The sequence below is a fragment of the Bradyrhizobium sp. UFLA05-108 genome (assembly GCF_059803455.1).
Genome location: NZ_JBANAZ010000018.1, coordinates 113,620 through 132,080 on the forward strand (window position 1 = coordinate 113,620; position 18,461 = coordinate 132,080).

General features: G+C 64.7%; 14 protein-coding genes and 1 pseudogene. 10 read left to right on the plus strand and 5 right to left on the minus strand.

Features of this window, described 5'->3' with window-relative positions:
- The first annotated feature begins 80 nt into the window (after positions 1–80).
- Positions 81–680: an NAD(P)H:quinone oxidoreductase gene (gene wrbA, locus SO140_RS15855; protein ID WP_449377482.1), complete on the plus strand. Its 600-nt coding sequence runs from the start codon at positions 81–83 to the stop codon at positions 678–680.
- 61 nt (positions 681–741) lie between these two features.
- Positions 742–876 (plus strand): hypothetical protein, encoded by a 135-nt coding sequence (locus SO140_RS15860; RefSeq protein ID WP_449377483.1) that lies wholly within the window; start codon positions 742–744, stop codon positions 874–876.
- A 10-nt stretch (positions 877–886) separates the two neighbouring features.
- Here SO140_RS15860 and SO140_RS15865 read toward each other — a convergent pair whose 3' ends face one another.
- Together SO140_RS15865 and SO140_RS15870 are read right to left on the minus strand one after the other, a co-directional pair.
- Positions 887–2,032 carry a GNAT family N-acetyltransferase gene (locus tag SO140_RS15865; protein WP_449377484.1) on the minus strand — a complete coding sequence of 382 codons (1,146 nt, stop codon included), beginning with the start codon at positions 2,030–2,032 and terminating at the stop codon, positions 887–889.
- Between the two features lie 170 nt (positions 2,033–2,202).
- Entirely contained in the window at positions 2,203–3,549 is a 1,347-nt protein-coding gene (locus SO140_RS15870) for an O-antigen ligase family protein (protein ID WP_449377485.1), read from the minus strand.
- A 244-nt stretch (positions 3,550–3,793) separates the two neighbouring features.
- On the opposite strand from SO140_RS15870, the gene SO140_RS15875 reads away from it, so the two are divergent.
- Positions 3,794–4,780 (plus strand): glycosyltransferase, encoded by a 987-nt coding sequence (locus SO140_RS15875; RefSeq protein ID WP_449377486.1) that lies wholly within the window; start codon positions 3,794–3,796, stop codon positions 4,778–4,780.
- 104 nt (positions 4,781–4,884) lie between these two features.
- Here SO140_RS15875 and SO140_RS15880 read toward each other — a convergent pair whose 3' ends face one another.
- Positions 4,885–5,913 (minus strand): glycosyltransferase family 2 protein, encoded by a 1,029-nt coding sequence (locus SO140_RS15880; protein WP_449377487.1) that lies wholly within the window; start codon positions 5,911–5,913, stop codon positions 4,885–4,887.
- A 424-nt stretch (positions 5,914–6,337) separates the two neighbouring features.
- On the opposite strand from SO140_RS15880, the gene SO140_RS15885 reads away from it, so the two are divergent.
- The 4 genes from SO140_RS15885 (at position 6,338) to SO140_RS15900 (ending at position 11,256) form a co-directional block, all read left to right on the plus strand.
- A complete protein-coding gene (locus SO140_RS15885) occupies positions 6,338–7,138 on the plus strand; it encodes a class I SAM-dependent methyltransferase (RefSeq protein WP_449377488.1) in 801 nt (266 codons plus the stop codon).
- A 321-nt stretch (positions 7,139–7,459) separates the two neighbouring features.
- On the plus strand, positions 7,460–9,745 hold the full coding sequence (locus SO140_RS15890; protein WP_449377489.1) for a GumC family protein: 2,286 nt from the start codon (positions 7,460–7,462) through the stop codon (positions 9,743–9,745).
- A complete protein-coding gene (locus SO140_RS15895; RefSeq protein WP_449377490.1) occupies positions 9,738–10,544 on the plus strand; it encodes a WecB/TagA/CpsF family glycosyltransferase in 807 nt (268 codons plus the stop codon). The genes SO140_RS15890 and SO140_RS15895 overlap by 8 nt, the downstream gene beginning before the upstream one ends.
- 370 nt (positions 10,545–10,914) lie before the next feature.
- Positions 10,915–11,256, plus strand: a complete 342-nt coding sequence (locus SO140_RS15900; protein WP_449377491.1) for a hypothetical protein — start codon at positions 10,915–10,917, stop codon at positions 11,254–11,256.
- Here the strand turns inward: SO140_RS15900 and SO140_RS15905 are convergent.
- Positions 11,230–15,333, minus strand: coding sequence for a bifunctional diguanylate cyclase/phosphodiesterase (locus SO140_RS15905; RefSeq protein WP_449377492.1), 4,104 nt, complete (start codon positions 15,331–15,333; stop codon positions 11,230–11,232). The two genes, SO140_RS15900 and SO140_RS15905, sit on opposite strands and share 27 nt — an antisense overlap.
- Before the next feature lie 304 nt (positions 15,334–15,637).
- Between SO140_RS15905 and SO140_RS15910 the strand changes: the two genes are divergently transcribed.
- Positions 15,638–15,844 carry a hypothetical protein gene (locus tag SO140_RS15910; RefSeq protein WP_449377493.1) on the plus strand — a complete coding sequence of 69 codons (207 nt, stop codon included), beginning with the start codon at positions 15,638–15,640 and terminating at the stop codon, positions 15,842–15,844.
- A 21-nt stretch (positions 15,845–15,865) separates the two neighbouring features.
- On the plus strand, positions 15,866–17,233 hold the full coding sequence (locus SO140_RS15915) for an LLM class flavin-dependent oxidoreductase (protein WP_449377494.1): 1,368 nt from the start codon (positions 15,866–15,868) through the stop codon (positions 17,231–17,233).
- 145 nt (positions 17,234–17,378) lie between these two features.
- Here the strand turns inward: SO140_RS15915 and SO140_RS15920 are convergent, their stop codons facing one another.
- Positions 17,379–17,834, minus strand: a complete 456-nt coding sequence (locus SO140_RS15920) for an Lrp/AsnC family transcriptional regulator (protein WP_449377495.1) — start codon at positions 17,832–17,834, stop codon at positions 17,379–17,381.
- A gap of 155 nt (positions 17,835–17,989) precedes the next feature.
- On the opposite strand from SO140_RS15920, the pseudogene SO140_RS15925 reads away from it, so the two are divergent.
- Positions 17,990–18,461, plus strand: a pseudogene (locus tag SO140_RS15925) (indolepyruvate ferredoxin oxidoreductase family protein); the annotation flags it as partial.

Here is an 18,461-nt window from a genome sequence, read left to right on the forward strand (position 1 = left end):
TGGCGCGAAGACGCGCTTCGCGCTTTTGCCCGGCAATGACACGAATTTCCAAACTCACCATCACTCAACGGAGACTACCCATGGCTAAAGTTCTCGTCCTCTATTATTCCGCCTACGGTCACATCGAAGCGATGGCCAATGCCGTTGCCGAAGGCGCGCGCGAAACTGGCGCGACCGTCGACATCAAGCGCGTGCCCGAGCTCGTGCCGGCCGAGGTCGCCAAAGCCTCCTACTACAAGGTTGACCAGGCCGCTCCGGTCGCCAAGGTCGACGACCTCGCGAATTACGACGCGATCATCGTCGGCACCGGCACCCGCTTCGGCCGGATGTCCTCGCAGATGGCAAACTTTTTGGACCAGGCCGGCGGCCTCTGGGCCAAGGGCGCACTGCACGGCAAGGTCGGCGGCGCCTTCTCGTCGACCGCGACGCAGCATGGCGGCCAGGAGACGACGCTGTTCTCGATCATCACCAACCTCCTGCATTTCGGCATGGTCGTGGTCGGCCTGAACTACGGTTTTGCCGGCCAGATGAAGCTGGACGAAGTGACGGGCGGCGCGCCCTACGGAGCCACCACGATCACCGGCGGCGACGGCAGCCGCCAGCCCAGCGCCAATGAGCTCGCCGGCGCGCGCTATCAAGGGCGCGTGATCGCGGAGACCGCCAACAAGCTGCATGGCTGATGCCTTCGGGGCGGCATTCTCCTTGCGGATGCCGCCCCATGTCAGCTTGCAGGAGCAACGTATGGCTTTCGAAATTCTCCTGATGGCGCAGATGATCCGCAAGCCCGTCGAGGCGCTGGCCCGGCGCTGGTATTGCCGCAGCCTGTTTCGCGCCTCGCGCGGCCGGCTGCACTGCGCCGAGTGCACCGGACGGTGAAGCACCTCGGCTAGCGCTGGGTCTTGCCCATCGCGCGATTCGCAAGAGCGGCAAGCCGTGGATGGCGGCGCAGGCCCTGGGCCGCATGATCGCGCAGCACATAGGGCACGCCGCGCCAGGACAACGCGACGCTGACGTCGGTCAGCGGAAGCGGCACGGCGCCGAAGCGGCGCTTGTAGTCGTGATTGCCGATGCTGAGATCGAAGCGGCGCACGCCTTCTCCATGCAAGGCCGCCATCGTGCATTCGGTCACGAGCAGGCCCGGCGAGCAGGCCGACCACGGCCTGCCAGCGTTGCCGATGCGCAGCAGATAGTAGGTCGCGCCGTATCTGAGGCCCAACGACGTCGCGATGATGCCCTCGTCGCACACCAGCGCAGAGACGATCGCATAGCCCTCGGCAACGCCCTGCCGGATCACGTCGCGATAGAATTTCGCGTGGCTCTCGTCGCTGAGGACGAACTTGACTCCGAGCTGCTTCATGCGCTGCTGCTGCTGGACGTCCATCGCATCGAGCAATCTCAGCGCATGGTCGACATCGCTCGCGATCTCGAAACGCGCGCCTGCGTGACGGCTGAAGACGCGCCAGCAGCGCGGCAGTTGCATGCGCTTGATCGAGGTGCGGTAGTCCGAATAATCGTCGCCCGTCAGCACCAGATTGCCATTGAGCGAACAGGATCCGACACGGCCGAGCGACACCAGCGGGTTCGGCTTGCCACCCACAAAGGCCGGCATCTTCTGCAGGCGCAACAGATCGATCTGATCCGGCAACGCGCGCAAGCCATTGACCAGCGCATCGCCGATGGCGCGCGCGCCGGCGGCATCGCATGCGGCGCCTGGCGCCAGGATCGGCGCGTTGTTGTCGGACACGCCGAGATCTGCGAACTCGACGATGCGTATGCCACCCTTGCTGCGGCTGATCATCGGCACCAGCGCGATGTCCTGGCCGGCTGCAGCATCGGAAATGATTGCGATCAGCGGAGAGACGTCGCGGAATGCGTCGTACCAGGCCGCGAGCCAGTCACCGTGCTGGAACGCCGTGCGGTGGCCCGCACCCAGGCGTGACGCGGCGTGCTTCCAGTCGCGCACAAAATCGATCGCGATTTCGGACGCGCTGGTCACCCGACCGTCTAGTTGCTCGACGCTGAGAAACGCCATCCGCCCTGGGCATACAGTTGCTGAACGTTTCCAGATGAATAGCGTTTTGTCGCCAACCACAAGTTACGTTGCTGCTTATCGTTAAGCCGATACCGTTGTGTCGGGCAAAACTGTTCATGTCCCGATACGGGACGTCGTCGGAGCCCATCCTGCGACAAACTGTCGGCGGCTCAGGCGTCCTCCTTGTCCAAGCATTGGAACCTGGCGAGGAAATGCAGACCGGCGACCGCGAGCACGAACAGGAACCAGGTGGGATTGATCCGATCGAACAGGAAGGTCTCGGTCGTCCCGAAGTAAAGACCGAACAGCCAGATCGTCAGGAACAGCTTGGCCAGCGGGCGGCTGCGGCTGTTGCCCTGGACGACCTGAAAATTCCTGAGCGGGGCGGTAACGAAAATGAGGATGCAGAGCAGGAGGCCCGGCAGGCCGATCGTGACCGCGAGGTCGAGGTAACTATTGTGACTATGCGCCGCGGTCACGGCCCACTCGGCACCCTTGGCGGTCTCGCGCTGGCTGACGTCGTCCCAGAATGCCGCGTAGCCATGACCCAGGATGGGCTTTTCCGCCACCGCCGCCAGCGCGAACTCCCAGATGTCGCTTCGGCCGGTGAAGGTCGGATCGACCGGAAGCTGCCTCGTGAGGGCCGCAAGAGTGGGACTTGCGACGCTGCCAACCGTCAGCAGGTTCATCACGATCAGCGGCGCGAAGCAGATCAGCCGCTTCAGCCAGAGGCTGCGGGTAACATAAACCAGCGATGCCAGAAGATAGATGACAAGACAGAGCGCTGACGAGGTCTTGCCGCCGGTGAAGATCAGGAACACGCTGGCAAGTACTGCGATCGCGGGCCCCATGACGAACGATCCGCCCGCGGCAAGATAGATGCCGAGATAAACCAGAATGGACATCACGGGCGATGCGACGTTCTTGTGCCCGAAACTACCGCGCCAATCGCCGGCAAGCTGCGGCTCTGCGATGTCGACGGCCGTATGCATCGCAAATTCCGGCGCCAGCATGACGCCGAGATAGCACAGGGCGAGCAGCACGAGGGCCGCGAGCCCGAGACATCGGTTGAAGCTCTTCTGCGTCGGTGGCAGCAGCGGCAGCAGGATGGCGAGCGCAGTCACGCTTCCCGTCAGCACGAAACGCTGCGTGGACACGCCCCGGTTCTCCGAGAAAACCAGATTGATCAGCATCCAGCCGATGAAGCAGAGATGCAGCGGCGTCAGGAGAGTCTTGAGCGACGGCCCATCCTGTGCGGCAGTCAGCAGCACGGCGATTGCGGCCAACCCCGCAAATGCAATGTAGGACAGCGCTAATCGACCCGAGGCGGCGTTGGCAAGGTCGGCATTGCGCAAATCCGGGAACGGTTCCAGGGTCACCAGCACCAGGAGCAACGCTGCGACCGCGACGACGCAGCGCGCGGCCTCGAGGACGCTGAGCCCGGCGACGAACGCGCGCAGCCCCTGACCGAGCGGCCGGGCCCCCACGCCAGTGATGTCGGCGGCACTGCGATCCATCGATCACCCTTAGCCGACCGGTGCTAACCTTTCGTCAACCAGCATGCTTCCCGGCCACGCCTCCGCGTCGGCCGCTTAACGCTAATATGCAAAAGCCGGCCTCGAGCCGCCTTTGCTGCAAAGCTTTGACGCTTATCTGGCTATCATCGAAGGCGACCCAAGCCGCCATCGCGCGGCGCCGGCGCCGATATACGGCCTGGTTAACGAACCATTAAAAACGCTGCTCCAGACGACGAGACGTCAATTGACCACCGCCGGCGCCATCCTTGATCCACCGCTGGGCGCGCCGTCCGTCGAGGCGCGCGCCAGTGCCACTGCGCGCTCGGCCAACTTCGTCTCCATCGTCATTCCCGCCAAGAACGCCGCTGCCTATATCCGCGAGACGATCGACAGCGCGCTCGCGCAAAGTGCCGATGTCGGCGAGGTCATCGTCATCGACGACGGCTCGAGCGACGAGACCGCAGCCATCGTCGGATCCATCCGCGACAGCCGGCTGCACCTTGTCGCGAACGAGCTCGCGGGCGTCTCGGCGGCGCGAAATCTCGGCGCACGAGCGGCGCGCGGAGGATGGCTGCTGTTCCTCGACGCCGACGATCGTCTGCGCTCCGGCGCGGTGGCGACGCTGGTTGCAGCCGCGAAGGCCGCGCCCGCCGCCGTTGTCGTCTATGGCGACTACGATCTGATCGACAGTGATGGGCGGCCGATCGGCCGGCGCGGCCTCCTAAAAGGGCGCAGCAAGCCGTCAGGCGATGTGCTCGCGCGGCTCGCACGCGGCAATTTCATCGTCAACGGCGGTATCATGCTGGTGCGCACTGACGCGTTCTGGACGGCCGGCGGTTTCGACGAGCGGCTCAGCCTGTGCGAGGACTGGCATTGCTGGTGCCGCCTGGCCGCGATCGGCGACTTCCAGTTCGTGCCCGCGCTGCTCCTCGACTATCGCCTCCACAGCGCGAACACCATGAATGCAGCCACGCGCTCGCCGCGCGACTTCTTTCCGGCCGTGGAGCGCGTCTTTGCCGACGAGCTGATCCTCGGCAAGCTCGCACCGGAGAGTCGGCCCGCCCTGCGGCAGGCCGCCGAGATCCATCTCATCACATATGCGGCGACCCAGGCGGTCCGCTTCGGCCGCCATCGTGATGCCCTGCGCTATATGCGCATGGTTGGGCAGCGGTCTCTCACCGCGCTGCCGCGATCGCTCGCGAAGCTGATTCTCGCCCGCTTCGGTATCTAAAGCATGATCCGGAAAAGTGTGAAGCGGTTTTCCGGAAAGATCATGCGCAAACAACAACCTAAAGCGCGATGACGGTTCATCCTAACCTCATCGCGCTTTAGCCGTCAGGAGACGATCTTCGAGGCCTCGTAAGGCCGCTGTTCGATGCCGAGGGCGGCAAGCGCGCTGCCGAACGCAACCATCACGGGATGCATCGCGACGACGGCTCTGGTCGAGAACGACAAGCGCGCCGCGCGAACCAGCGACAGCGGCAGTCTTCCGAGCATCGCCGCAAAGACACGCGCCCGCGCCGCCGCAGTCGTTGCCGCCTTGGATTGCACCCGATAATTGATCGCTCCGATGCGCAGGCCACGCTTTGCGATCCACCCCAAGCTCGTGCGGCTTTGCGACACCGTCTCGGTGATCACGGCTTCCGCGGTCCAGTGGAACGTCATGCCGGCGTTTCGGCACCGCATGAAGAAATCGCAGTCGCCGCCGCCGAGAAAGTTGAAGCGGAGGTCGAAGGCCGGACTGCCGAGCCGATCGAACACCGAACGCGTGATCAGGCAGTTGCCGCAGCCATAGATCAGCGGCACGGCACCGCTGTAGTCATAGGCCGGACAGAAGGCGGGATGGCGCGCGAGCCATGGCTTGCTGTCGTCGTCGAAGAGCGGCAGCACCGGACCGCCGACCACGTCTGCGCCGGTCGCTTCCGCGGTACGAACCATCAGCTCGAGCCAGTCGGGCGAGGCAATCTCGTCGTCGTCGATCATCAGGAAACGGATCGCGAGCGGAAACAATGCCTGCGCGGTCTCGAAGGCGGCGTTGATCGCCTGACAATTGCCCTGCCGCTTCTCGACCAGGCAGACGCCCTGAAGCTTTCCGGCAGCCAGGTACTCGGCGGCAACCGGCGCGCTCTCGCGCCGGGCGGCGTCGTTCTCCACCATGACCACCGCAAACGAGCGCGCAGTGCGCTGGGCCGCCAGCGACTCCAGCGTCAGGCGCAAATGCTGCGGGCGGCGAAAGCAGGGAATGCAGACGACGATGCCAACCGAGAGGTCGAGCACGCGCGAGCTCGCGGCGATCTCCCGGTTGGGGTCGCGCACGGCGCTCGTGATGCGGCTCGTGGACAGCTCGGTCGGGAGCAGGGTCATGATATCGTTGAATGACCGAGATGTGTTGAAAAACTCCTGCTCCACGACGGCACAGTAAACTTGCCGCGAAACACAGATGTCCCAATATGGCGCCGTCCGGCGGGACGTCTCCTCATGCCGAACAAGACCATTGCGCGCGGCGCAAGTGCCCAAGCCGCTGAATCCAGGCTCGCTTGCAAGCCAATCGTCATCCACATAACCGCTCTCACGCGCTTTTCCTTGCGAATCTGCGTCGAACTTCTCCTGCAATTTCCGATCCAACACGCAGCAGCAGTACGCGGCGGACGATGCCGTAGTTAACGGGACTTCGCATTAACCCAACCGTAAGCACCGCAACCAATGGCGCCCCAGCGGCATCGAATTTGCTCTTCGAGCGTGCGAGAGATTCCCTGTAATTTGAAACGAACCCGCGCGATTGAAGAACATGAATAAACAAGCCACGATCGACTTCGCGACCGCGACCCGCATCGATACCAGCGCTCCGCCAGCACACACCCAGGCCCTGCTCGACCTCGTCTCGGGCGAGGCGCGCGACAGCCTGCTCGCCGTTCACGACGTCCTGCGCCGCGAGCTGCCGCCGGGCCAGCTCGCGATCTATGAGGCCGGCGGCGGTTCGAGCAGCTTCCTGCCGCTGGAAATCCTGGGCCGCAGCCACGTCACCGTCGTCGATATCGACGAAGACCAGATCCGCAACAACGATTATGCCCAGGAAGCGATCCTCGGCGACGTCCAGACCTATCGCTTCAAGCCGGAGAGTGTCGATCTCGTCATCTGCTACAACGTGATCGAGCATCTGCCCGACGTCGAGGCCGCGTTGAAGAATTTCTGCGAGGCCTTGAGCCATGGCGGCATGATCTTGATCGGCGCGCCCAATCCGCGCTCGCTGTCCGGCGTCGTCACCAAATATTCGCCGCACTGGTTCCACGTCTGGTTCTACCGCCAGGTTCGCGGCATCAAGAATGCCGGCGAGCCCGGCGAGCCGCCGTTCCCGACCTTCTTCCATCCGCTGGTGACGCTTCCCAATCTCGAGGCGTTTGCCGACGCCAACGGGCTCGAGACGATCTACCGCCGCGAGGTCGAAAGCCCGCGCTATCCCGAGATGCGCAAGCGCAAGCCGCTGTTCGCGGCTCTCGTCGATGCCGGCGCCGCGGCCTTGAATTTCCTGCTGCCGCGCGGCACCGACGTGCGACACGGCGACTATCACGTCGTCCTGCGGAAACGCTGAGAATCATGACGCCGGCGCTCCCGGAATTCCGACATGCGGGCCCTGCCCGCAAGGCTGCGCCGTCGGACGCGTGCATGCTCCACGGCGTGCACGGTAACGATCCGTTAATCTCCAGGGGACTGCGGCGCTGGAAGCGTCACAACGACGCGCCACGCGCTCGCATGCGCTTAAACGCTTTGTTTGCCATTTCGGTGAATAGTCCCTCAATGAGTATGGTTAATTTTCCCTGTTGCGTTTGTTCAGCGCCTATATCAGGGGCGCATCGCGTAACCCGAAGAGTAGCCCCTCAGCCTGCGGCAGTTGGAGTGAAAGCTGGGGATCATGCTTGACTATGACCAGCCGATAGAGCGATCGAAGCGAGACGTCGGGCAGCCCGCGCCATCGGCCGGCTTCAACGTGCTCGAGCTCGTCCATCTGCTCTGGCAGCGCAAGGCCGCGATCGCAGCCGCTGGTCTGATCGGCGCGAGCCTCGCCGTCACCGTCGGCAAGAGCCTGACGCCCCGCTACACCGCAACCGCCCAGCTCTATGTCGATCCGCGCGAGCTGCAACTCGTCGATCGCGAGCTGACGCCGCGCGCCCAGGACGTTTCCGGCATGTCCATGGTTGTGGAGAGCCAGGCGCGCCTGATCACCTCCAACAGCGTGCTCTTGCGAGTCATCCAGCAGGCCAATCTCGACAAGGATCCCGAATTCGGCGGCGGCGACGGCAGGAGCCTGATGTCGTCGCTGCTTGGCCTGATCGGTCTCCAGGGCCGCGCTCCCTCCGCCGCCGACAACAGGGAAATTCAGCTTGGCGCTCTCGAAGCGCTGAACCGGCACATCACGATCCGCAAGACCGAGAAGAGCTTCATCGTCGACGTCGAGGTCTGGTCGACCGATCCGGCGAAGGCGGCGATGCTCGCCAATACGCTGACCAACGTCTATCTCACGGAATCGCGCAACTCGCAGGCTTTGGCGGCGCGGCGCGCCACCAACGACCTGTCCGGCCGGCTGAAGGAATTGCGCGAGCGGCTGCGTACGGCCGAGACGACGCTGGCGACCTACAAGGCGCAGAACAATTTCGTCGGCACCCAGGACACGCTGATCAGCGACCAGCAGCTTTCCGCCAGCAACCAGCGGCTTGCCGCGGCACGCGCGGCGACACTGGACGCGCAGGCGCGCTACGACCAGATCGAGGCGAGCCGGCGCGCCGCGACCGATGCCGGAGCCATTCCGGAGGCCCTGCAATCGCCGACCATCGCCAATTTGCGCGCGCAATATGCCGATGCGCGCAAGAAATACGCGGAGCAGACCGCCGAGCTCGGGCCGCGGCACCCGGCGCTGCGCCAGACCGAGAAGCAGGTCGAGGATCTCAAGCGCACCATCAACGAGGAAATCGACCGCTTCGCCCAGGCCGCCAGAAACGACCTGACGCGCGCGCGGGACTACGAGGCCTCGCTGAACCGGGCGCTGGAAACGCAGAAACGACAGAGCGTGCAGCTCAGCCAGGCCGCGGTGCGCCTGCGCGAGCTCGAGCGCGAGGCCGAGGCCAGCCGCGACGTCTATCAATCCTTCCTGAAGCGCTCGCGCGAGACGGAAGAGCAGGAAAGCCTGAACACGTCGGCCGCCCGCGTGATCGGCGAGGCCACGGTGCCCCAGCGACGTTCGTTCCCGCCGGGGATGAGCCTGTTCGCCATGATCGGCTTCGTGTTCGGCTCGTTCGCCGCCGCCGGCTGGTTCGTCGCCGCCAGGCAATTGTCCGCCGGCGCGGCGGAGCCCGAGCCGACCCGCCGCGAGCGCACGGCAGCACCGATGGCTCCCAAGGCATCGGTCGACGATGCCCCGACGCCACAGGCGCCACCGCTGACACTGGTCGAAAAGCCGCTGATCGCGCGCCTGCAGGAAGCCGACGTCCTGCGCACGCTCGGCGCCATCCTCGCCGTCGGCAATACGGTCGACCTCACCCGGCTGGGCTGGCCGACGCTGCGTCCCGGATTCCCGCTGACGACGCTGATCAACGCGATGCGCGATATGCGTGCCGCAGCGACGCGGCATGCGGCAGGCAAGGCCATGCCGGTGATTGCGATCGTCGGCGCCGACGCGACGGGCGATCGCAGCGTCGCCGCGTTGAACTTCGCGCTCGCCGCCGCCCGCGACGGCTCGCGCGTGCTGATGATCGACACCGATCACCAGGACCGCAAGCTCTCCAGCAAGATCAACCGCCCCGGCGAGAGCGAGCCGGTCCGGTTCGGCTGGCTCTCGATCGGCAGCAAGGCTTCACGCGAGATCAAGACCGCGAACGGCATTTCAGTGCTGCCGGTCGCCGACGGCGATGCCGGCAAGGCCACTGATGCCATCCGCAAGGCGGTGGCGCAGGCACGTTCCGCAGGCGGCACCGATCTCGTTGTTCTCGATGGGCCGGCGATTCCGCTCGCCGCCGATGACCGCAAGCTGCTCGACGCAGCCGATGCGCTGGTGGCCGTGCTGCCCACCCACCTCGACATCAACGATGCCATGGAAGACATCCTTACCGCGCTCGGCGGTGCCGAACGCAAGCTCGTCGGCGTCATCCTCAACGAGCTCAATCCCGCGACCCAATCGCGCCAGCGAGGCAAACAATATGCTTGAGCGCCGCGTCAATCTGGTCGGACGCACCGCGACCGCCGATGTGCCACGGATCACCGTCGGTGGTCTTCGCATGGCCGCGCTCGACCTGGAAGCGACCGCAGATTTCATGATCGAAGCGACTGACCCGCGTCATCGCGTCGGCCGCCCGCTGTATCTGACCTCCGCCAATGGTGAAGTGCTGGCGCGCTGCTCGACCGAACCGCAAACCGAGCGTCTGTTCCGCGGCGCCGACCTGATCAATGCCGACGGCCAGCCGCTCGTTGCGGCCTCCAAACTGCAGTCATGGTTCCCGCTGCCCGAACGCGTCGCGACCACCGATCTCTTCCATGTCGTCGCCCGCAAGGCCGAAGCCGCCGGCCGGACGTTCTACATGCTCGGGGCCAGCGAGGACGAGAACGCCGCTGCCGTCGCCCGGGTTCAGAAGATGTACCCGAACCTGAAGATCGTCGGACACAGCCATGGCTATCTGCGCGGCGATGTGCTGCGGGCCAAGGTCGACGAGATCAACGCGCTCGCACCTGATTATCTCTGGGTCGCGCTCGGCGTCCCCTTCGAGCAGGCCTTCGTCGAGGAGTACACGCCACATCTCACCAATGTCGGCGTCATCAAGACCGCCGGCGGCCTGTTCAATTTCCTGTCCGGCAGCCGCAGCCGCGCGCCGAAATGGATGCAGACGATCGGGCTTGAATGGGCCTGGCGCACAATGCTCGAGCCGCGGCGTCTGCTCTGGCGCTATCTGACCACCAATCCCCGCGCGCTCTATCTCCTGTTCAGCGGCAAGCAGTCGTTCAATCGCTAGCGTGGCGGCACGGCGAAGCTTCTGCTAAGCTGGGTTGGGCATCCGTAGACCCCGTACCTTGCCCGGCGGCGGTCTTGGCGGCCAAAGCGCCATGAGATCAGGATGAATCGTCATCGCGCTTCAGGTTATTGTTTGAGCATGATCTATTCGAACAACAACTTCACACTTTTCCGGATCATGCTCTAGAACACACCATCGCGGTCGGCACTGGCAAAAGCCCAGTCGCCTGTTTCTCGCGGGGCCGACGATGAGGTCGGCTTGAATGGCTCGCGAAGATTTGCGCGAGCGGATTTTCTCACCGCGGCAGGGCCGGCACCGGGCCCTCAACTGATCAGCCCGCTTTCGGGCGCGGAACAGGGAGCACCAAGCAATGCATCAGGCTCAACGCCTGGAGTTCGAGCGCGTGATGGAGGAGTTCGTCCGCTGGCACGCCGTGCCCGAGGAGGAGCGCTCGCCGGCGCCGGCGTGGTGGTGGGGGCCCGCCATGGCAGTGGTCGACGACAGCGAGCCGATGAGCGACACGTTGTGCTGCGCGCTTGGCTTGCGCGAAAGTGCGAGCTTCGCCGAAGGCGCGCGCACGATCCTCGCACTGTTCGTCGAGCAGACGTCGCTGACGGAGCCCCAGGATTTTCCAAGCAAGTCCGAGGGTGATGATCACGCCATTCGCGAGTTGCACCCGCTGCCGTCAGACGACAGCGCGTTTCGGCCGTGACGTGGTCTGCGCCTCACTGTCTGCGCCCTGCCCGGGCTGGAGCGGCGGCGCCATGGGTCGCAACAGCTCGGCCATCTGCCGCGCCGGCAGCGGCTTGGCAATCAGAAAACCCTGCATCTCGTCACAGCCATGGGTCCGCAGGAACGCCTCCTGCTCGGCATTCTCGACGCCCTCGGCGACCACCGTCATTCCAAGCGCCTTGCCCATGCTGATGATCGCCTGCGCGATCGCCTGGTCCTCGCTGTCATGTGGCAGGTCGCGCACGAAGGAGCGGTCGATCTTGATGGTGTCGATCGGAAAATGCTTCATCAGCGACATCGACGAATAGCCGGTGCCGAAGTCGTCGATAGCGAGGCGAATGCCGCGGCTCTGGACGGCGTCGAGTACCTTCAATGCGCGTCCGACGTTGCGCATCATCATGCTCTCGGTGACTTCGAGCTGGAGCAGCACGGGCGACATGCCGCTTGCCGCGAGCGCCTCGTCGACATCCTGCAACAGGTGCTCGTCGGCGAACTGCCGCGGTGACAGGTTGACCGCCATCGACAGCGGCAAGAGGCCGCGCCGCTGCCAGGCCATGGCCTGCGCACAGGCCTCCTTCAGCACCCAACGGCCGATCGGAACGATCAGGCCGGTCTCCTCGGCGAGCGGGATGAACTGCGCCGGCGATATGCTGCCGAGCTCGGGATGCGTCCAGCGGAGCAGCGCCTCGACGCCGGTGATCTGGCCGGTCTCGATGTCCACCTTGGGCTGGTAGTTCAGCGCGAACTGCTCGCGCTCCAGCGCCCGGCGCAGCGCGCTTTCCAGCGAAAGCCGCTCGATCGACTGCGTCTTCACTTCCTTGGAGAAGAAACGGTAGCCGTTCTTGCCGTCTTCCTTGGCGAGGTACATCGCCATGTCTGCATTCTTGGTCAACGTCTGCGCGTCGGCGCCGTTGGCCGGGTACATCGCGATACCGATCGAGGCCGTGGTGTGGCACTCGTGACCGGCAAGCTCCATCGGCCGCGCCAGGGCCGTCAGGAGCCCGGTTGCAATGCCCTGGACGTCGTCGATCTCGCCGCACTGGTCGAGGATGACCACGAACTCGTCGCCGCCGAGCCGCGCAATCACGTCGCTCGTCCGCAGCGCGCTGCGCAGCCGATCGGCGACTTCGAGGAGCAACAGGTCGCCCGCCTCATGGCCGAGCGAATCGTTGATGACCTTGAACCGGTCCAGGTCGATGAACAACAGGGCAAACCGGTGCTCGTGACGCTGCGCCGTATCGATCGCCGCGCGCAAGAGCGCGTTGAACGTCTCGCGATTCGGCAGGTTGGTCAGGCTGTCATGGGACGCCAGATATTCGATGCGCTCGTCGGCCTTGTTCTTCTCGTCGGCACGATCGAAATTCTCCATCGCGAAGGAAACGTTGTCGGCGAGGCGCTGGAGCAGCTCGACGAACTCGCCGGTGAACGCCGCGTGCTCGGTTGACATGTAGATCATGACGCCAACGGTCTGATCGTGTGCGATCAGCGGGAATGCGGCGCCCGACCGTGCTCGGTCGTTGCGAACGATGGCATGGAACGCGGCGACCCGGCTGTCGTTCAGATAGTCGTTGCTGATGCAGGGTTGCCGGGTGCGGAACGCCGTTCCGCTCATGCCACGGCCTTCGGGACGCGCGGCGTCGATGGACAGCCTGACGTTCCGCGTCGTCCCGGAGGAGGGACCGGCGGTAGCCACAATCTCGAGCTGGTCGCTGTCGGCACTGGCAAGTGCGATGGTGGTCGAGGTGAACTTGCCGCCGAGCACCGCCGCTTGGCAGACCAGCTCGTACAATTCGGCACGGGACTTCGCCCGCATGATCGCTTCATTGGTCGCGCTCAGCGCCGCGAACATGAGCGTCAGGCGCTCCTTCTGCTCCTCGGTACGAGCTTTCTCTTCGGCGCGGTCGAAATTGTCCAGCGCGAAGGAGACGTTTTCCGCGAGGCGCTCGAGCAGCTCGACGAGATCGGGCGTGAATGTGTTTTCCTCGGGCGCAAGGAACAGCAGGACACCGATCGGCTCGCGACCCGCGCGCAGCAGCGGGAAGCTCGCCGCCGCGCGGGTGCCGTCCTCGTTCGCCTTGGTGCGCCAATGCTCGGAGCGCGGATCGTTCAGATAGTCGTTCATCACGCATGGTCGCCGGGTCCGCACCGACGTGCCGATCAGGCCGTGGCCTTCGGGATGATCGGCGGAGATGACGCAGGTGCGACCGAGCATTCGCTCGTGCTTGCGCCCCTTGGCAGCGACGACACGGAGAACTTCATGCTTGGGATCCACGAGACCGATGGTGGTCGAGGCGAACATCCCGCCGAGGACGGCGGCCTGGCAGGCCACCTCGAACAGCTCCTCGCGCGTCTTGACGCGCATGATGGCTTCGTTCGTCGCGCACAGCGCCTCGAACATGCCGCTTAGCCTGTCGCGCTGCTTGTCGGCACGCGCCTTCTCCTCCGCGCGGTCGAGATTTGTCAGTGCGAACGACACGTTCCTGGCGAGCCGCTCCAGGAGCTCGACGAGTTCGGGCGTGAACGTGCCCTTCTCCAGCGAGTTGAAGAGGAAGACGCCTTCCGTGCGGCTGTCATTGAGCAGCGGCAGCGCGGCCGATGATTTGATGCCGATGCGGCGGGCGCTCTCGTGCCAGGGCTTGATCCGATCGTCGGCGAGAAGGTCGTTGCTGACGCAAGCCGCTCCGGTCCGGAACGCGGTCCCGGTCAGCCCCCTTCCCTCCGGGACCTGCTCCGAGATCGCGAATTTGAAGGTCCGCACCTCGTCTGCATTCGGGCCGACGCAGGCCACGACGCGCAGCAATTCGGTGTCGCGATCGGCGAGTGCGATCGTGGTCGAGCCGAACTTGGCGCCGTGCACCGAGGCCTCGCACACAAGATCGAACAGCTCGGCGCGCGACCGTGCCCGTATGATCGCCTCATTGGTGGCACTGAGCGCGGCATACATCCGCGCCAGCCGTTCTTCCTCTTCGGCAATCCGCGCCTTCTCCTCGTCGCGGCCGAAATTCTCGAGCGCAAAGGATACGTTCTCCGCCATGCGCAGCAGCAGGCCGACGATCTCCTGGTCCTTCGCCCAGGACCGGCTGATGAAGAACAGCACTACGCCGACGCTGTCGCCGCGCTTGATCAGGGGCGCGGCGACGCAAGCCGCGCTGCCGGTATTGACATTGACCTGCTCCCAGGGCGTTCCTTTGGTGCGGCTGGCGAGATCGTCCTCGACGCCCGGCTTCTGCGTCCGGAACACCTCGCCGGAAATGCCGCGGCCGAACGGATTGTCCGGATCTGTCGAGTAGTGCGCCTGCGTGACGAGATCGAGATTCTCGCCCGTTCCGGCCACCGGCTTCAACCAGTGCGAATTCGACTCGCGAAGCAGGACGATGGTCGCAATCGACTTGGCGCTGTGCACCGAGGCGTCGCATACGAGCTGGTACAGCTCGAGCTCGGTCTTGGCGCGCAGGATGGCTTCATTGGTCGCGCTGATGGCGCTGAACATGCGGTTCAGCCGCCGCATCGCCTTTTCGCCGCGAACGCGTGCCGTTTCGCGCTCGAGATTCTCGAGCGCATAGGAAATGTTGGCGGACATGCGCGTGAACAGCGAGACCATCTGCTCGTCGAGCGATCCGGCCTCGGTGCGGGTGGCGAACAGCACGCCGACGCTCTTGCCGTTACATATCAGCGGCAAGGCCGCGGCCGCACGAACGCCGGCCTTGACGGCACCCTCGCGCCAGGCCAGCGAACGCACGTCGTTCAGAAAATCGTTGCTGATGCACAGTCGCTGCGTGCGGAAAGCCTCGCCACCGACGCCTGATCCTTCCGGCGTTCCTTCCTCGACGGTGATGTTGATCGACCTCAGCCGGGGGACGTCCTCACCGCGGCCGGCCGCAAAGCGCAGCCGCCGGCCACCGGGCTCGAGCAGGAACACCGAGACCGCCAAGAAATCCCCGCTCGAAAACCCGGCGTCGCAGACCTTCTGGTACAGCTCGTCCGGCGATTTCGCATACAGGATGGCTTCGTTGATGGCACTCAACGCTGCAAATGTGCGCGCGAGGGTCGTCTGCAAGGTCTCAACTCCCGGGCATTCCTGCCGTTTTCCCGGGACTTTATCGGCGACGACCGCCTAAGTGGTCGTTATTGCTGCTTGCAAACCCGCAATCAGAGTGAACGAGCTGCGAACGAACGGCGCGAAACTATTCGCAAAACTACGGTGGACGCGGCCTTTCGCGCCAGCAGCGGCATCCGCGCACGGCTCCTTTACCAATTTGCAGCCCTGATTTGGTTTACGGGAGATTGATATCGCGCCTGCGCTTTGAGACGATGGCCCTCAACAGCCAACGCCCGCCAAGGGCGGGCATCGAGGGAACACCATGCCGATCGTCAAGGCCGACCGCCTCACGCGTGTCAGCGCCGCTCTGCTTCGGGCTGCGGGCGCATCCGTCGAGGAGGCCGATGCGGTTGCCGCCGGCTGCGTCGAACGACTGCGCGACGGCATCGCGGTCGAGGACGCGACGTGGGAGAAGCTGCGCGACCTGGCGCGCGACAACAAGCTCGACAGCGAATTCGGTCTCGCCTGACGGTCAACGGAGGGAGGCGGCATGACGCGGCAGATGGTACTGGTCGGCTTCCTTCAGGCGCAGAACTGCACCAATCTGCCGAGCTCGTGGCGGCATCCGGACTCTCGTTCGGATTCGATGTCGGCAGACTACTACCAGGAGATCGCGCGTATTCTCGAAGCCGGCAAGTTCCACATGGCGTTCTTCGACGATCGCCTGGCGATGCCGGACCGTTACGGCAACGATCACGCCCACACCGTCGAACATGGCATCCGCTGCGTGAAGATGGATCCGCTGATCGTGCTGACCACCATGGGCATGGTCACCGACAGGCTCGGATTGGGCGCGACCTGCTCGACCACCTATTACGAGCCGTTCGACGTCGCGCGCCGCTTTGCCACCCTCGACCTGATGTCGGGCGGGCGTGCGGGCTGGAATGTCGTCACCTCGCTCAATGACGGCGAGGCTCTCAACATGGGCAGGGACTCCCATCCCGAGCACGACGCTCGCTACGACCGCGCCGACGAATTCATGGAGGTCGTGCTCGGCCATTGGGATAGCTGGGAAGACGGCGCGCTGATCATGGACAAGGCGAGCGGCCGCTTTGCCGATCCTGCGAAGGTGAAGCGGCTCGATCACAAGGGGCCGTTCTTCAAATCGCGCGGGCCGTTCACCGTGCCACGCTCGGATCAGGGCCATCCCGTGATCATCCAGGCCGGCGCCTCCGGCCGCGGGCAGCGCTTTGCCGGACGATGGGGTGAGGTCATTTTCACCGCCTCGCGAAGCCTCGCGAGCGCCAAGGACGGATACGCAGCCGTGCGCAATGAGGCCGCCAAGGCTGGACGCGATCCTGATGCGATGTTCCTCTGCAATCTGACCACACCGGTCTGCGGGGCGACCAAGGCGGAAGCCGAAGACAAGATGGCGCTGATCAACAAGCTGCCACTCCAGATCGACGCGCTGTCGCTGCTCGCCGAAGCTCTCAACTATGATTTCGCCTCGAAGGGACTCGACGAGCCACTCACGACCGACGAGCTGAAGAGCATGCAGGGGATCCTCGGCATCCGCGACGGCGTACTGAAGCTGTCGGGCAAGAGCAACCCGACCGCGCGCGACTTCGTCACATTCTCCGGCCGCGGCGGCGTCCAAGATGCGATCGTCGGCGGGCCGAAGGAGATCGCCGACAGGTTCGAGGAGATGTTCATCGAGCGCGGCTGCGACGGCTTTGTCATCGCCGCGACCTGCGTCCCGGGCTCGTATGCGGACTTCGTCCGTCACGTCGTGCCGGAGCTGCAGCGACGAAGCCTGTTCCAGAAAGACTATCGCGGCAAGACGCTGAGGGACAATCTCGGGCTGAAGCGTCCGGCCGCTGGCGCGTGGAAGACCCAGCCGCGCGTGGCCGCGGAATGAGAACGAGGAAAGGCAATCGCTTCGTTCGCGAGGAGTCTTGGCAGGATGCCGTAGGGTGGGCAAAGCGAAGCGTGCCCACCATCCTTCCGCGATCTCGACAGAAGAGGTGGGCACGCTTCGCTTTGCCCACCCTACGAGAGCCCGATCAGAACGGCAGCGCCACGCCGGTCTTGATCTCCTTCAGGATCACGTTGCTGCGGACGTAGCGGATGCCGGGAATCCGGAACATGAACTCGTCGAGGAATTTGTTGTAGGCGGCCATGTCCTGCACCGCGACGCGCAGGTGATAGTCGGCATCGCCCGTCGTCGCAAAGCACTCCAGAACCTCGCGGCGCTTCGTCACCCGCGCGACGAACTCATCGACGAATTTTGCATCGTGCCGCTCCAGCGAGACATGGAGGACCGCGGACATTGCAAATCCTGCCCGCTCGCGCGCGACCAGCGCCGCATAGCCCTGGATGATTCCGGCCTCCTCCAGCGCGCGCACCCGGCGCCAGCATGCCGAGGTCGACATGCCGATCTCATCGGCAAGCTGCTGGTTGGTGGCGCGGCCATCCTTCTGGAGATAAGCGAGAATCCGCGAGTCCTGTTCTTCGATCATGGGAGCCTCTTAATACGGGTAACTCTACCATAAGTGAGTATGTAACGCAAAAATTTACCAATTATCGCCCTCCATTCGGGATGAATAGGTAAGATCTACCAGCCATCGGGGACTAACCTTCGGCTATCCGGCAGGGGCGCCGCGCGAGGTCCGCCATGGACGCCATTTCATCACTCGATGCTTACGAGCTTTCCGACCGCTACGACCGCGAGGACGGCCGCGTCTTCCTCACGGGCACGCAAGCGATCGTCCGCATCGCGCTCGATCAGGCCCGGCGCGATCGCGCAGCGGGGCTGAACACCGCCGGCTTCATCTCCGGCTATCGCGGCTCGCCGCTCGGCGGCGTCGACCTCGAGCTATGGCGTATCAAGGATCGCCTGAAGAGAGATCGCATCGAGTTCCTGCCCGCAGTGAACGAGGATCTCGCCGCGACCGCGGTGCTCGGCTCGCAGCAGGTCGAGACGCAAGCCGAGCGCGAGGTGCAGGGCGTGTTCGGGCTCTGGTACGGCAAAGGCCCCGGCGTCGACCGTTCCGGCGATGCGCTCAAGCACGGCAACGCCTACGGCTCCTCGCCGCACGGCGGCGTGCTGGTGGTCGCCGGCGACGACCACGGTTGCGTCTCCTCCT